A 14,455-nucleotide genomic window follows, 5' to 3' on the forward strand; every position below is an offset into this window, starting at 1 on the left:
CCCCGCCTCTCCCCGCCCCCGAGTGGCGCACACTGACGGACGCTTCCTGCGCCGCGGGCGCCGTAGGCGCCGTGGGAAGAGGCGGGGGACGCGTGTTGGTGAACCCGTGCGGGGGCCTGTGCGGAGGCCCGTGCTGAGGCCCGTGCGGGGGCCCGTGCGGGTGAAACCCTCCGGGAGAACGCCGAGTTGGCCTGTCGCTCGGCGTACGGGTCCGTCACGATGGTGACGCCTCGCACATCCAGCGGGGCGTCCGGGCCCGCTCCCTCGGAGGTCTGCATGCGCCGCCGTTACGCCCTACCCGTTGCCGCCGCCGCACTGGCGCTCCCCGCCGCACTCGTCCCGGCCGGCTCCGCCTCGGCGGCGCCCGCCGACAAACTTCAGGTCCTCAGCTCCTGGACGCAGACCAGCGTCTCCAGCTACAACGCGTGGAACGCGGCTCGGCAGAACCAGGGCCAGTGGTCGGCCTACGGCTTCGACTGGTCGACGGACTACTGCAGTTCCTCGCCCGACAACCCCTTCGGCTTCCCCTTCCAGACCGCCTGCGCCCGCCACGACTTCGGCTACCGCAACTACAAGGCGGCCGGCCTCTTCGACGCCAACAAGGCCCGCATCGACTCGGCCTTCTACGAGGACCTCAAACGCGTCTGCAGCGGCTACTCAGGGTCCACGAAGACCGCCTGCAACTCGACGGCGTGGACCTACTACCACGCGGTCGACATCTTCGGCCTCAAGGGCGCGGACAAGGCCGCTTCGGAGAGGGCTGCCTGAGGGAAGGCCGTCAACAGGCATCCGTCGCCCTACGAAGTGTGGAACCGAACCGGTTCACGCAGGGCCGTCGCCGCCCCCTCGAAGTCGGCGAGGCGGGCGGCGACCGTCGCGACCGCGAGGCGCTCGGGCAGGGCCGCGGAGAACTTCAGGCCGCGCACCGCACGGGGGTCCACGTCGGGGAGGACCAGCGCCGCGCCGCCATCGGTCGCCGCGAGAGCCGTGCGCCACATGTCCGGGGTCAAATCCTCGCGGAGCCTCACGAAGCAGTCTGTCGGTCGCTGGACGGGGTCGGCGACCGAGGGCAGGGTGGCCGTGAGGGTGGCGTTGGCACGGTAGCCGGCCCATGTCCACCAGCGCACGTCGTTACCGTTGCGGGTCACCAGGGTGCCGCCCGGGTGGGCGAGGTCGGGAGCGTCCGTCTGGCGCCACTCCACCAGGCAGGCCTCGGCCCGTCGGGTCAGGGACACCGGCGGGTCCGCGCCCAGAAGAACCTCGCGCATGGCGCGGGTGAGGGTGTACGACAGCCCGGTGAGGGAGCCGCTCGTCCATTTGGCGACGCCGCCGCTTTCCGTCGGCTCGACGAAGACCCGTTTGCGGCCCCAGTCGATGAAGGTCACCTGCCAGCTGCGGCCACCGAGCAGCAATCGGCGTGGCCCGGGCCGTTCCTCGGTCAGTACGGAGGGGTCGGTCTGGCCGATCTCTGTGCGGCCGGACAGGACGGTGAACTGGGGCGGAGCGGTGAAGGAAGCGGTGAGCCCCATGAAGTGGCGGCGGCCGAAACGCCGTTCGGCCTCGGGCCCGATGAACAGCAGGCCGCCGTCCTCATCGAGGAAACCCTCCGTCACCAGGTGGCGCAGGATGGGGGCCGCCGAGGTGTCGAAGGGAGCCAGTCCGTTCCACTGCTCTCGCCACAGGTGGTCGCCGACGGTGTGCTGCTGGAGTGCGAGCGCGAGGAGTTGCTGCGCCACGAGGTGGCGGGGTTGCGGGGGTGGGATGACCGGTTCGATCCAGCCTCGCGCCCAGAGCACGAGCAGCGCGCACGCCTGGAGGAGGGCGTCCTTGCGGGTGGCGAGGAACAGGCAGTTGCGGGTGCTTCCCTGGCGCCTTCCGGTGCGGCCGATGCGTTGCAGGAACGAGGCGACGGTGCTGGGGGAGTCGATCTGGATGACGCGGTCCAGGTCACCGACGTCGATGCCGAGTTCCAGCGTGGAGGTGGACACGATGACGCAGTCCCGTGCTTCGGCGAACGCCTGCTCCGACCGGGCCCGTTCCTGTGCCGACAGCGAGGCGTGCGACAGGAAGACCGTCACCTCACGTTCGCGCAGTGCGGCGCCCAGCTGCTCCACCTGGCGTCGGGAGTCGCAGAAGACCAGCCGCTTCTCGCCCCGGTGCAAGGCCGCGAGGAGCTTGGCCGCGTTGTCGAGAGAGCCGACGTAGTCAAGCTCGACCTCACCCGCGGGGCGACTGCTGTCAGGGACCGGTGCGGGGGCCGCCGTGGCGGTTGCCGGGGCGACCACCTGTCCCGGTCGGGTTCCGGCGTTGGACCCCTGCAGCCAGGTGAGGAGCTGCTGGGGGTTCCCGACGGTGGCTGACAGGCCGATGCGCTGCAGGGGCCGCCCCGCCACTCGTCGCAGGCGTTCGAGGACGGCCAGCAGGTGCCACCCGCGGTCGTCTCCGGCGAAGGCGTGCACCTCGTCCACGACGATGGTCCGGATGTTCCCCAGCAGGCCGGCGTGGTCGGTCTTGACCCCGATGAGCATCGCTTCCAGCGATTCGGGTGTGGTCAGCAGGATGTCGGGAGGGTCTGTCCGGATGCGTTGCCGCTGTGCCTCGGTGGTGTCCCCGTGCCACAGCTGGGCGCGGCGCCCGAGCCATTGCGCGTACCCGTGGACGCGGGTGACGAGGTTGTTGAGCAGCGCCTTCAGCGGGCACAGGTAGAGCACCGACGTGCCGGACCAGCCCTGAGCGGACATGGCGGAGAGGAGCGGCAGGCAGGCCGCCTCCGTCTTGCCGCCCGCCGTCGGGGCGAGGAGGACCGCGTCCTCCCCGTCCATCAGGGGGTCGATGGCCGCTCGCTGCAGCGGGCGGAGGTCGGGCCAGCCGAGGGTGTTGACCACGTGATGGAGGACGACCGGGTCGAGACGTTCGACCGGATCGGGACGTTCGGCCGGGTCGGGACGTTCGACAGGGCCGTCGGTTCCCGCTGAGCCGGCCGTCATACGTCCAGCTCGATCTCGTCGGCGGAGGCCGCTGCCAGATTCCGCTCCACTTCGGTGAGTTCGGTGGGCGTGACCGTCAGCTGGTAGTGCTGACGTGGGTCGAAGTCCGGGAACTGGTCGACACGGTCCAGCACGTCCCCGACGAGCTTCTTCAAGTAGAGGCGCGGCGCGACTCCCACCTTGCCGCCCAGTGCGCCGCCCACCGCACGGGCGAGGTCGCCCACATACGTGTCATCCACCAGGCCCCGTACCCGCTCTGGGGACGAGGACCCCTCCGCATACAGGTCACGGATCGTGCGGCCGAGACCGACCAGCGACTCGTGGGTGAACCCCGGCAGCCGCAACTGCACCGCACGGGGGTTGTCGAAGCGCGGATCGGTGGTGAAGTCGGTGGCGAGGCGCTGGGCGAGCGGGGCCAGGCGCTGTACACCCTGCTGGCCCTCGTAGAAGGCGGGCGTCCCGGTGATGACGAGGTACAGCCCGGGGAAACGGCCGGAGTGCACCTCGTCGATGAGCTGCCGTAGCGCGTTGAGTGCCTTGTCACGGGCGTCCGACCGCACCCGCTGGAGTGTCTCCACCTCGTCGAGGACCACGAAGAGGCCGCGGTGCCCCGAGTCGCGCAGCACGGTCAGCAGTCCCTGGAGGAAGCCGAGGGCGCCGAAGTGGTCGAGGTCTCCGCGGACCCCCGCGGAGCGCCGGGCCGCGGCGGCCACGTGCGGCTGGCCGCCGAGCCAGGCCAGTACGGCCGCCGCTGTCGCCTCGTCGCCCTCGGCGAGTGCGGAGCGGTAGCCGCGCAGCGCTGCCGCGAAGGAGGGGGCGTGCCGCGACACCTCGGTCAGCCGCGCGGTGAGCAGCTTCTCCACTTCCGCGGCCAGTACGTTCTCGCTCGCTCCGGCGGCGAGGGCGTCCTCCTCCAAAGCGTAGAACCACGCGTCCACGACGGGGCGCAGTGCACTCGGCGGGAAGCTCGAGGTGGCGAGCCGTTCGGTCAGCCGTCGGTAGACCGTCTCGAGCCGGTGCAGCGGTGTCTCGGTCTCCGAGACCTGGATCTCGGCCACGGCGAAGCCGAGCCGCTTGGCCCTCTCGCCCAGCCACCGGGTGAAGAAGGTCTTGCCGGACCCGTACTCGCCACGGACGGCCTTGAAAACGGACGCCCCCGAGGCGACGGCCTGCAACTCGTCGTCGAGGGCGGCCTCGAACCGGCCCAGGCCGGTCGCCAGGAGGTCCAGCCCACTGTCGGGCACGGCTCCGCGCCGCAAGGCGCCGATGACGGTACGTCGCCTGACGGCTGAGACGCTGGTGGCACGTGGATCAGTCACGTGGTCAGTCTCGCATTCGGGCAGCACAGCGAGGCCGCATCCTTCTTCCTCACGCCAGCTCGAACTGCGCCCGCAGCGCGTCGGCATGGAGGCGCAGCGTGCGCCCGTCCCGCAGTGTCTCCAGAACCTGTACCCCGTCGTAGTTGAGAAGCTGCCGCAGAACAGCCGCGAAGCCGTCGGCGCGGGTCGTGGGGGAGCCGGCGCGTTCGGCGAGCGCGGTCACCGGCAGGGTGCCGCCTGCGTCGAGAAGGGCGAGGACTGCCTGACGGAACTTCTCCAGCTCACGCTCGCGAGGCTTGCGTGCCAGGAGTTCCAACTGGTCCTGGAACGTGGGGGCGGAGAAGAGCGCCGTGACCAGCGACTCCGCTGCGGTGGCCCGGTCGGTGTCCTGGGGCGGTGGCGGGTCGGTCTCGGCGGCCGGGGCCGGGGCGACGTCGAACAGTGAATCGTGTGTCGCTGCCAGTTCGGCCTCTCTCGCCTGCGTCCTGGCCTTCTGCTTCGGGGCGGAGTGACGGTTCGGTTGGCTCGCCGGCGCGCGCGGTTCCTTGCGCTCCGGGACGGGCGGTGAGGAGGGTTCGTCCAATGACCACCAGGCGGGCCGTTGGTCACCCAACTCCCGCCATTCGGGTGGCGGAGTCGCCCCGAAGGGCAGGAAGGCGAGGACGGGGATGGCGACCTCAGCCGGGGAGGCTCCACCGTGGTAGCCAGCTTTGAGGGCCGTGTAACGCGAGTCGGCGTCCCAGAGGGCGACGATGGACGCGCCCGGGTCGGGCCACACGACGCGCGGGCCCGAGAGGGCGATCTCCGCCCCGTCCGGCCCCGGCGCGGGCGTGTGCGCCACATCCGCACCCGGCGCGGGTGTGCGGTGGCGGGCGAACTCCGAGGATGCGGCCGTCACCCTGACGCCGTGCCGGTCCACGACGTGCCCGTGGTCACTGGTGATGACGACCGCCATGCCCTGCACCGCCGCGACGCGCAGGAGTTCGGCGAGGCCGGGGACGTGCTGGACCTGCCAGGCTCCGTCGCCGAGTTTCTGTTCCTTCGCGAGTCTGTCGTCGATGGCGTTGAGAACCACCGCCACGTGCGTGCGTCCGTCGGCGAGTGCCTCGGTGAGCTGCGGGCCGAAGGTCTCACCGGCGCTGGGGGCGCGGAGGTCGTCCTTGTGGAAGACGGTGGCGGGTGCGCCGCCCCACAGCTTGTGGGACGGGAAGAGCCGCTTCTCGTCCGCCTGCGACCCGTGTGTCAGCGCGCCCGCGAACAGCGAGGTGCGCGAGACCGCTGTCACGGTGGGGAGCGCGGCTGCCATGGCCCTGCGGCGCGGGGTGCCTTCGCGCACAGGGTCGAACTCGGCCCACGAGGTGCGGATCTCCTCGCCTAGCTCGGTCGCGATCGCGGCGCTCATGCCGTCGAGGACGAGCAGCAGGACGCGGCGTCCGTCCCCGCCCCGGACGATCGGCTTGACCACCCTGTCGAGGAAGGTCTCCACTGTCAGCATGGTGCCTGGGGGCGTCCCGGCCGCCGTCCATGTGGCGAGGGCGCGGGCGAACTCCTGGTCTATCCCGTGCCGCCGTCGGCGTGCCCGCACCGCGATCTCGTCGTACGCGGCCTTGAGGTCGGGGTCGGGGTCCCCACCGGCTTCGATGTGTTCGAGGGCCTGGTCCACCCACCCGGTCTCCGCGAGGTGGCGCTCTATGCCGCGAGCTGTGGTGTCGCATCCGACAGCGGGATCACTCTCGAGCCACTGCGCCAGCCGCTGCCCCATACGGGCCCGCTCGACCCGGGCCCGCGCCTGGGACTCCCCGGCACGTTTGTGGTCGCGCAAGCTGCGTACGGCCTCCGCCACCGGGCCCAGCCGGCCTCTCCGCAGCGCCCGGCCGACGGCCGCGAACCTGGCTTCCAGCCCCCAGGACAGCAGGGGACTCGTCCTGGCGGCGGGCTCGGCGCCGAACTGGCGGGCCAGGACGGACGCCCGCTCCAGGACGGTGTCGCTGCTCCGGCGGGCTTCGCGCGACTGGTGTGTGTCGCTGGCTCCGTCACGGGCGGCTGCGGCCGTGAGCAGCACACTGACATACTCCTCGCAGGCCCGCCCGAACACGGCGGCAAGGGCGTCGAACTCCTCTCCCACGGCCGGTGGCTTCTCTCCGAACCAGCGCTCGGCACGGCCACGCGCCACATAGGTCTCCGCGTCCGCGAGCGCGTGCCGCCACAGCGCGCCGCACACCAGGCCGAACGCCACGGCTTCCGCACCGTGTTCCGCCTCGACCAAGGCCATCAGCGCCTGCCCGGCCAAGCCGGCCTGTCCTTCCTCGCCCAGGAAGCCGGCCAGCCCCGCTCGTTCGGGGCCGCGCAGTTCCAGCAGCCGCTCCGGGCCGCCGGGGGTCAGCGACCAGCCCAGCAGGGTGTGGATGTCCAGGGCGTCGCTCATCCGGGTACCGCGGTCGCCACCCGCCTCTTCGCCGTACCGGCCGAGCCGCAACCGGCGCAGCGCGAGGGATGCCAGCGCCGTACGCCGGGACAGCATGCCCCCGGACAGCGGGGGCCACCCGCCGGGTGGGGTGGCGTCGAGCAGCGCCTCGGCTGCCCAGTTGGCATCGCGCAGCCGCAGGTCCAACTGCTCGGCACCGAACGCCTCCCGCACGACGTCCCAGCTGTCGACGGTGTCGATGCGCCGCTTGTGAGTGCGAGCGAGGATCGACGGGTCGAGTTCTCCCTGCTCGCGGTCGGTCAGGACGACGAGCACCGCGGGGCCCTCCTCGTCGTCGGCCGGTGCCGTGAGGTGGTGGAGAACCAGTTCGTGGACGGCGAGCGGGGACGGCGCGGCGGCGATGTGCGCGGTGTACCCGTCGCCCCAGGACGGCCGCTCGGGGCCGTCCCACTGGGGTGCCGAGCGCAGCAGCACGGCTCGCCGCCTGTCGCTGCCCATGAGGGCGGGTGTGAGGGACGTCTGGGATGAGAGGTACTGGGTGACAGTGGCGACGTTCAGCCGTGCCGCCACCGAGGTGATCGAGGCACTCATGAGGTGATGACCCGCCAGGTGATCTCGATGGTCGCGTCCGGCTCGGCCTGTGACAGCGCGGCCAGCTCGGCGCGGAGTTCCTCGGCGGCCCGGGCGGCGGTGGTGGTGCGGATGCCCTCCGATCGCTGAGTGCCCGCTCCGGCGGAACCCGACCGAGGGGTCGGTCGCTCGGGCACACGCGGATCGCTGGTGACCGTGTTCAGTGGTACGTCTCCCGCCCCGCTCGGGCCCGCGGGCTTCTGCTCCGGCTCGGTGGGGGATACGGCCCGATTGCGCTTGACCAGGGCGAGCACCTCGCTCTGCGCCCGCTCCAGTGCCGCGCACAGGTCGCTCTTCCGCTGGTCGTGGCGGGCCACGTTGCGCAGCGAGTCCAGCAGGGCCTGCCCTTCCGGGCCCTCGCTGGCGGCGAGGTCGAGGGTGGACCAGGACGCCGCGGTCAGGGCCCGGGCAACGGCACCCGCCCGTGTGATCGAGGTGCCGTAGCGGTCGGCGCTGACGTCACCGAAGTCGAAGACGGCCAGCGCTTCGACCGTCTTTTTGGCCCCCGCCGCCCCCTGACCTCCTGCTTGGGCGAGAGCCTTGAGCAGGTCCACGGATCGCCGGGCGAGAGCGAGCCGCCCGGTCTCGTCGGTCTCGTCCAGCTGCAGGAACGCCGCGTGCTCTTCCAGCCTCCCCACCAGATCGGTGACGGACTCCTGGTGGCTGCGTGCCGTCTCGCTGATCTGACGGGCGAACTGGTTGACGATGCGGCCGCGGCGCAGGGCGGGGGCGGGCTGGCCGAAGAGGGTGGCGAAGCGGTGCCGGGCCGTCTCCCAGTCCTCCTCGGAGGGCAGCGGCTGGCTGCGCAGCGCGTCGTGGTCCTTGATCTGGGAGAGCTCGGGCGCGGGATCGAGCGGCATGCCGGCGCGTACCCACACGCGGTCGTCCATCTCGGCGAACGCGGCGACGACGAGCCTGGCCAGGTACTCCGGCAGCCCGCGCGGCTGCGGCCGGTCGGTCCAGTCGGTGAGGGTGATCACACTGAGGTCGCCCGTCGTACCGCGCTCGCGCGCGAGCTGCCGGAAGTGGTCGGCCCAGTACAGGGACAGTTCGAAGTACGCCTCCTTCTGCTGTCCCAGCCGCAGCGGCCCCGCGATGCGCTGCATCGCCTTCCGGTCGGCTGCCGGCACCTCGGTGCGCCCGTCCCGGGCCTCCGCGGCGGCCCGCACGTGGACGAAGGCCTTGCGCACGTCAGCGGTCTTCACCGGCGCACCCGTGTGGTCGGGGTCGAAATCCGGATGGTCGGGGTACTGGCCGGCCAGCAGCTTGCCGAGAATGTGGCGCAGCCCGTCGCGCAGTGACTGGCCGAAGGAGAGCGTCAGCCCGTCCACCTCGCGCAGCGACTGCAGGTGGTCGCTGAAGCCCAGCTCCACGTCGGTCGCCTTCTTGTCCGCGAGGCCGTACGCCTGCTTGAAGGCGGCCTTCACGTTCTTGAGCAGGGACTCCCGCTGGGTCTCCAGCAGGCCCTTGGCGCGGGCCCGGTTGTCGGCGTTGAGGTGTCCTGCGTACTGCGTGTCGAAACGCTGCTCGTCGGCGAGGGCCTTGTCGATGACGACGAGGCGGCAGAAGTCGGCGTACCGCTGCCCGGACAGGTGTGTGGGCAGCCAGGCGACCGTGCGGGATCGCTCGTCCTGCTGCTGCTCCCGCAGCCGCTGCATCCGGTTGACGTCCTCGACGGGGCCGTACTCGCTCTCGTCGTAGGGCAGGTCGATGACGATGCGCCACAGGCCCTCCTCCTGCGGCATCAGCTCGTGGTCCGGCAACTCGTCCACGTCGGCGACGTTCCCGAACACCACCTCAGCGGTGCGGCCGGTGCCCCGCCACACGAAGTCCACGCGGCTGGCGAGCTGCCCGTGCTCGACACCGAGCTCCTCGGACAGCAGTCGCTTGGCGAGCGCCTGACGGTTGCCCGGATTGTCGTTGACCTTGGCGTTCGCGATGACGGAGTCGACATCCACGCCGGACAGTTCGAGACGGACACCGGGGTTGGTCTCGGTGCCGGTCTCCTTGATCTCGGGGAAGCGGCCGGCCCACTCGGCGACCTTGTTCTTGAGGATGCCCTCCTCGCGCCCCGGGATCGGCGAGGCGACGGAACCGTAGTTGAGGGCGGACAGGCGGCGGATCGTCAGGTCTGCGAGAGCGGGCACGCTGGGGGCGAGGGAGGACAGCAGCAGAGTGCCGACGATCCGGTTGTCGCCCACGAACGTCTTGACCCGCCCGCGCAGATCGGGGTCGGTGATGCTGTCGGGGCCCCGGTGGGTGTACTGCTCGACGTCCTCCTCAGACACGTTGTAGGTGCCCAGCAGGTAAGGCCGCAGCTTGGTCTTGTACAGCTTGTCGGCGGCCTCGAAGACGACCTTGAGGCTGTCGGTGAACGGCTTGTCGCCCCCGTCGGCTATCAGCGGATACAGGTCGCCGACGGGGATGAGGTCACCGAGCCGCAGCTCGTCCCGGTGGTTGGCGAGAAGCTGCCCCATCAGCTTCATACCCGTCCGGTTGCGTTGCAGGGCCGAGGAGACATGGACGAGCGTGTCCATGAACGCCGGTGAGAACGGATACGTCAGCCGGAAGCTCTCCTCGTCCGCGCCGATCCCGTCCGCACCGTGGTCCGAGCCGAGAAGGGTGTCCCACACCTGCCGGCGTACGGTGCGCGTCTTCTCGAACGACGCGGTGACCAGGGCCGCCGCCTCGCCGTCCTTCGGCTGCAGGAGACGGGCGTGCGCGACCTGCGGCAGGTTGCGGTCCTCCAAAGTGATCTTGTCGAACCGGCCGGACGCCAGGTTGAGGGTGTCCTGGATGGACGACTCCGCCGCGCCCGACACCTCCTCGCCCACCAGCTCCCGCAGGTCCCGCTGCCGGGCTATGAAGGAGATGACGGGGATGGCGCGGCGCGCGTCCCCGCCCTCCACGAAGTTCGTGATCTTACCCGCCTCGCGAGCCACCCACTTCTGGTCGTGAATGAGCGTGGCCAGCCACAGGATCAGCTCGTCGAGGAAGAGGATCAGCCCGTCATAACCCAGCGACTTGGCGTGCTCGGCGATGATGCCGAGCCCCGCGTCCAGGGAAACGAACCCGTGCTCGTCCTCCGTGGCGTTCTTCGCGAACCCCGGCAGCAGATGCGTGCTCGCGTCCTGGACCAGGCGGGCCCGCAGCTCCGCCGGGGTCGACGGAGACACCAGGTTGAGAGCCTGACCCGACTCGTGGACCTCCTCGGCGGACAGTGCGGTATCCAGCAGCGTCGACTGCCAGGCGAAGGACTCGCCCCACTCGTCGTCCTCGTCGGCTCCCGCGTCGTCCGAGGAGGTGAGCCCGTTGATGACGGCCTCGTCCCCCATCCGTGCCCGCATAGCCCGGATGTCGTCGAACAGCGCGTCGGTCCGGTAGACCTGCGCGGTCGGCGCTTCCGGGTGCAGCTTCTTGACGTGACTGACGTAACCGCCCAGCACCCGCTGCTCCATGGCCTTCGCCCCGAGCATGTGGTACGGCACCAGCAGGAACCGCTTCCCGTCCGTACCGAGCCACTCGTGCTTGGTCAGCACCGGATCGAAGTCTCCCCGACCACGGGCAGCCGGGCTGCCGCTCAGCAGCGCGTGCAGCACGGCCATGAAGTGCGACTTACCGGAACCGAACGAACCGTGCAGATACGCCGCCTTGGAGGTGTGCCCGTCCAGCGCGGACCTGATGAGGCCGAGCGCCTCATCGAAGTTCTCCAACAGCCGCTCTGTCACCACGTAGTCGTGCAGAGCGCGCTCGGCGCCCTGCGGCGTCGTCGCCTCGGACAACTGCAGTACGAAGTCCGAAGTGGAAATCGACTCCTTGATGTCGATGACGTCGCGGAGCAGGGGCGCGGGTGCCTGCGACTGGTGGGCCTGAGCCATCGAGGGTCTCGTTCTCCTTCCGGCGCCGGGCACGCTGGGGGCCGTGGCCGTGCCACTCACGTCTGTCGGCTGTGCGTGATGTTCGTCTGCGTGGGGTGTTGCGGGTGCCTCACGCATATTGTCCGACAGGGAAGTGGCCGCTCGACACCGGGAGGTGAGAAACAGTCACCTGCCGTCGTCGTGCGAGCTCGGGCCGGTGAACGGTGAGGCGCGGGGAGGCGGTGTCGCGGATAACCCGCCCGACTCCAGTCGGGCGCGACTGCGGGCGTTCACTTCCGCGACGCGGGCGCTCAGCAGCTCGGCATGGGTGAGGAGCTGGACGCGGTCGGGGTCCGCGTCCCACTCGCAGCCACCGCCCAGCGGACGGAGCTGGAGGTGGGGCCCTTCTGCGGCCATGACGACGCCGACACGGTCGCGTGCGGGATCGCGTACAGCGGAACCCACAGTGGGTACTGCGGGGCCGGTCGCCGGCGGGGTTGCCTGCGGCGTGTCGCGATCGTCGTGGCCTGTCACCGCCCGGCACCCCGCGCGACCACCGCGGCGAGAGCGAAGGCCACTGGCGCCGAGCAGACGCCGAGGTGGATGAGGGCGTAGCGCGCGGCGGTACGCGAGTCGACGTCGAGGGTGGTGTCTCCGAGGTCCTCGTTCCCGGCGAGGCCCGGGCTGTCGGACCTGCCCGGGTCGCCCACCGCGTCGCGCCACGGGGTGCGGACGTCCATGGCCGGGAGCTGGATGCCCGCGCGGGTCAGTGCTTCGGCGAGGGCGTCCCTCGCCGCGACCGCTTCTCGGACCCTCACCGGTTCCGCCGGAGCCCTGCCTTCCGTCCAGGCCCTCAGCTCGGCCGACGCGCGGCGCGTGGCGTCTGGGCGGTCGTGGGTGCCGCGGTGCTGCGGGGGGTGCGGGTCGGTCATCGATGTGCTCCGTTTATCGCTCGATATGCGGATTCAGTACCCTGGGCGCGCCCGGTGAACTACCGTGCGTGAGGGGTGCATTACGAGAATGCGTCCCCGGCTGAGCTGCGCACACCGCGGACCGGTGGTGATTCCCCGGCAGGTCGGCACACGTTCCACACGTTCCACGGATTCCACACGTTGCACGGAGGTGCACGATGCCGACGAGGCGAGCGGTCACCGGGCGCAGTCGCGAACCCCGCGCCCGGTTCGCGGAGGAGCTGCGGGCACTGCGGATCCAGCGCGGAGAGAGCCTGCGCCAGTTGGGGGAGAAGCTCGGCTGGGACTGGTCCCTGTTCGGGAAGATGGAGAACGGCGAGACGCTGGGCGGGCCCGAGGTCGTCGAAGCGCTCGACCACTACCACGGCACACCGGGCCTGCTGCTGGCTCTGTGGGAGCTGGCCATCAACGACCAGACCCAGTTCCGCGAGCGGTACCGGCGGTACATGGCGCTGGAGGCCAAGGCCACCAGCCTGTGGCACTTCGCCGTGAGCGTGCTGCCGGGACTGTTGCAGACCCCCGGGTACGCGAGGGAGGTGCTGGCCGCGGGTGGGCTGAAGGGCGAGGAACTCGATCAGCAGGTGCAGGCTCGGATGGGACGGCGGACGTTGCTGGAGGGCGACGACGCGCCACCGTTCCGGGCGATCCTGTCTGAGGCGGCACTGCGGACGCCGCTGCGCGATGTGGGGGAGTGGCGGGAGCAGTTGGCGTACGTGGGGGAGGTGGCGGAGTGGGGGAATGTGACAGTCCAGGTTCTGCCCTTCAGCGCGGGTCTGTACGGACTGGACGGAACCGACGTGTGGTTCCTGCGCGTGCCGGGCGGGCGTACGGTGGCGTACACCGAGAACGTCTACCGAGGTGAGCTCATCGAGGAAGACGGGCCGGTCGAACGACTGCAACGTGCTTACGATGCGGTACGTGACCTGGCCCTGACCCCGGCCGAGTCGCGGAAGTTCGTCCTGCGGATGTTGGAGGAAGTACCTTGCGATCCCTCGACCTGAGCGCCGTCTCTTGGCGCAAGAGCTCCTACAGCAACTCTGACGGTGGTGCGTGCGTTGAGGTCGCCGACGACTTCGCTCCTGTCGTTCCCGTTCGTGACAGCAAGAGCCCGCACGGCCCCGTGCTCTCTTTCGGGCCTGCCGGGTGGGCGTCGTTCGTGTCCGCCGTGAAGACTGGTGAGCTGGGCGCCTGACGCTGACGACGCGACGTGAGGCGGCCCCGAGCAGGACGACTGCGTGGGGCCGCTTGCACGTTGCCGCCTGGCCGAGCAGGTCAACCAGCGCCGTAGTACCAGGACGGGCCATGCCCCTGGGCTACCGCGCTTGGCTGATGCAGAAATCAACCTGTGCTGGATGCCCACCCGGACTGGGGTGCGTAGCTTCTTCCGAGTGCCGACTGCCTCGGCACGCAAACGGGAGGAAACGTTCTATGAAGGCTCTGCAGAAGGCCGGCATCGCCATCGGCGCCGGCGCCCTCGTCACCGGTGGGTTCACCGCATTTCCGGCCCAGGCTGCCTCCAGTTCGGCAGAGGTCAACGCCTACATGGCAGCGGTGCCCGGCGGCAAGAAGGTGAGCAACAACGAGATCTCCTACGAGAACGGCACAGTGCGCGTGCTGATGTCGGCCACTGCGGCTTCCTGCAAGAGCGGGTACTACTGCGTGTACGAGCGCATCAACTACAAGGGCGCCATGGCGCAATGGAGCACCACCGCGTCACACTGCAAGAAGTTCAACTTCACCAAGTACTGGAAGAACAAGGTCTCCTCGTTCAAGGCGCGTGGTGGCTGCGAGCGCGGCAACTACTTCCTCAAGGACGCGAAAGCGCACCAGCTCGACCCCTTCGAGCCGTTCGAAGGCTGGAAGACGCGCGTCCGCTACAACGACCGCTACGACTACGCGTCGCGGGGGCTGTGACGTAACACCCGGAGAGACACGGCTCTCTGTCCCGCTGGAGGCAGCGGAACAGAGAGCCGTTGCCCTACTACTTCTTTGCGGGGCGACGCCCGCGTGTGGCGGGGGCCGGGCGCCACGCGCGTAGGTCGTCGTCCGACAGGCCGTTCCCACCCTGTGCCATTTGGCGGTCGCCTCGGAAGAAGGCGGCCGGCGAGGCGCCGAACGTGGCATCGAACTCGTCGTGCCACTGGTCCAGCCACGGTTGGAGCTCCAGCAGCCCCGCGAGGAACGGCGCCAGTTCCTCTCCTGTCAGCTCCTGGTGAGCGGCGAGGTAGGCGTCGATGGCGTACGCCTGCTCGCTGTGGTCCCACCC

The 14,455-nt window shown here is 70.4% G+C and carries 10 protein-coding genes; 4 read left to right on the plus strand and 6 right to left on the minus strand.

Translation table 11 applies throughout. The annotated features are described in order from the left end of the window. The first annotated feature begins 276 nt into the window (after positions 1-276). Positions 277-768: a phospholipase gene (locus AB8Z75_RS19225; protein ID WP_369203603.1), complete on the plus strand. Its 492-nt coding sequence runs from the start codon at positions 277-279 to the stop codon at positions 766-768. Between the two features lie 29 nt (positions 769-797). Here the strand turns inward: AB8Z75_RS19225 and AB8Z75_RS19230 are convergent, their stop codons facing one another. The 5 genes from AB8Z75_RS19230 to AB8Z75_RS19250 all read right to left on the minus strand — a co-directional run bounded on the left by AB8Z75_RS19230 (position 798) and on the right by AB8Z75_RS19250 (position 12,075). Further along, complete coding sequence (locus tag AB8Z75_RS19230; protein WP_369203605.1) at positions 798-2,987, minus strand: DEAD/DEAH box helicase; 2,190 nt, start codon at positions 2,985-2,987, stop codon at positions 798-800. Next, positions 2,984-4,306 carry a BREX system ATP-binding protein BrxD gene (brxD, locus tag AB8Z75_RS19235; RefSeq protein ID WP_369203607.1) on the minus strand — a complete coding sequence of 441 codons (1,323 nt, stop codon included), beginning with the start codon at positions 4,304-4,306 and terminating at the stop codon, positions 2,984-2,986. Before brxD ends, AB8Z75_RS19230 begins: the two co-directional genes overlap by 4 nt. Before the next feature lie 49 nt (positions 4,307-4,355). Next, positions 4,356-7,322, minus strand: a complete 2,967-nt coding sequence (pglZ, locus tag AB8Z75_RS19240) for a BREX-2 system phosphatase PglZ (protein ID WP_369203608.1) — start codon at positions 7,320-7,322, stop codon at positions 4,356-4,358. Beyond that, entirely contained in the window at positions 7,319-11,239 is a 3,921-nt protein-coding gene (locus tag AB8Z75_RS19245; protein ID WP_369203610.1) for a DUF6079 family protein, read from the minus strand. The genes pglZ and AB8Z75_RS19245 overlap by 4 nt, the downstream gene beginning before the upstream one ends. A gap of 509 nt (positions 11,240-11,748) precedes the next feature. Continuing rightward, positions 11,749-12,075: a hypothetical protein gene (locus AB8Z75_RS19250; protein WP_369203620.1), complete on the minus strand. Its 327-nt coding sequence runs from the start codon at positions 12,073-12,075 to the stop codon at positions 11,749-11,751. 272 nt (positions 12,076-12,347) lie between these two features. Between AB8Z75_RS19250 and AB8Z75_RS19255 the strand changes: the two genes are divergently transcribed. The 3 genes from AB8Z75_RS19255 to AB8Z75_RS19265 all read left to right on the plus strand — a co-directional run bounded on the left by AB8Z75_RS19255 (position 12,348) and on the right by AB8Z75_RS19265 (position 14,103). After that, positions 12,348-13,190 carry a helix-turn-helix domain-containing protein gene (locus AB8Z75_RS19255; protein WP_369203612.1) on the plus strand — a complete coding sequence of 281 codons (843 nt, stop codon included), beginning with the start codon at positions 12,348-12,350 and terminating at the stop codon, positions 13,188-13,190. Next, positions 13,172-13,381 (plus strand): DUF397 domain-containing protein, encoded by a 210-nt coding sequence (locus AB8Z75_RS19260; RefSeq protein WP_369203614.1) that lies wholly within the window; start codon positions 13,172-13,174, stop codon positions 13,379-13,381. Before AB8Z75_RS19255 ends, AB8Z75_RS19260 begins: the two co-directional genes overlap by 19 nt. 236 nt (positions 13,382-13,617) lie before the next feature. Then, entirely contained in the window at positions 13,618-14,103 is a 486-nt protein-coding gene (locus AB8Z75_RS19265) for a peptidase inhibitor family I36 protein (protein ID WP_369203616.1), read from the plus strand. A 67-nt stretch (positions 14,104-14,170) separates the two neighbouring features. On the opposite strand, the gene AB8Z75_RS19270 is transcribed toward AB8Z75_RS19265, so the two are convergent. Beyond that, the coding region (locus AB8Z75_RS19270; protein ID WP_369203618.1) for a hypothetical protein at positions 14,171-14,455 on the minus strand (285 nt) is incomplete at its 5' end.

The organism is Streptomyces sp. PU-14G, assembly GCF_041028275.1.
Taxonomy (GTDB): domain Bacteria; phylum Actinomycetota; class Actinomycetes; order Streptomycetales; family Streptomycetaceae; genus Streptomyces.

Bases quoted from the DNA above. Each gene is read 5' to 3' on its own strand.
- AB8Z75_RS19230 (WP_369203605.1), bottom strand. From the start codon at position 2,987: ATGACGGCCGGCTCAGCGGGAACCGACGGCCCTGTCGAACGTCCCGAC.
- pglZ (WP_369203608.1), bottom strand. From the start codon at position 7,322: ATGAGTGCCTCGATCACCTCGGTGGCGGCACGGCTGAACGTCGCCACT.
- AB8Z75_RS19255 (WP_369203612.1), top strand. From the start codon at position 12,348: ATGCCGACGAGGCGAGCGGTCACCGGGCGCAGTCGCGAACCCCGCGCC.
- AB8Z75_RS19245 (WP_369203610.1), bottom strand. From the start codon at position 11,239: ATGGCTCAGGCCCACCAGTCGCAGGCACCCGCGCCCCTGCTCCGCGAC.
- AB8Z75_RS19265 (WP_369203616.1), top strand. From the start codon at position 13,618: ATGAAGGCTCTGCAGAAGGCCGGCATCGCCATCGGCGCCGGCGCCCTC.
- AB8Z75_RS19225 (WP_369203603.1), top strand. From the start codon at position 277: ATGCGCCGCCGTTACGCCCTACCCGTTGCCGCCGCCGCACTGGCGCTC.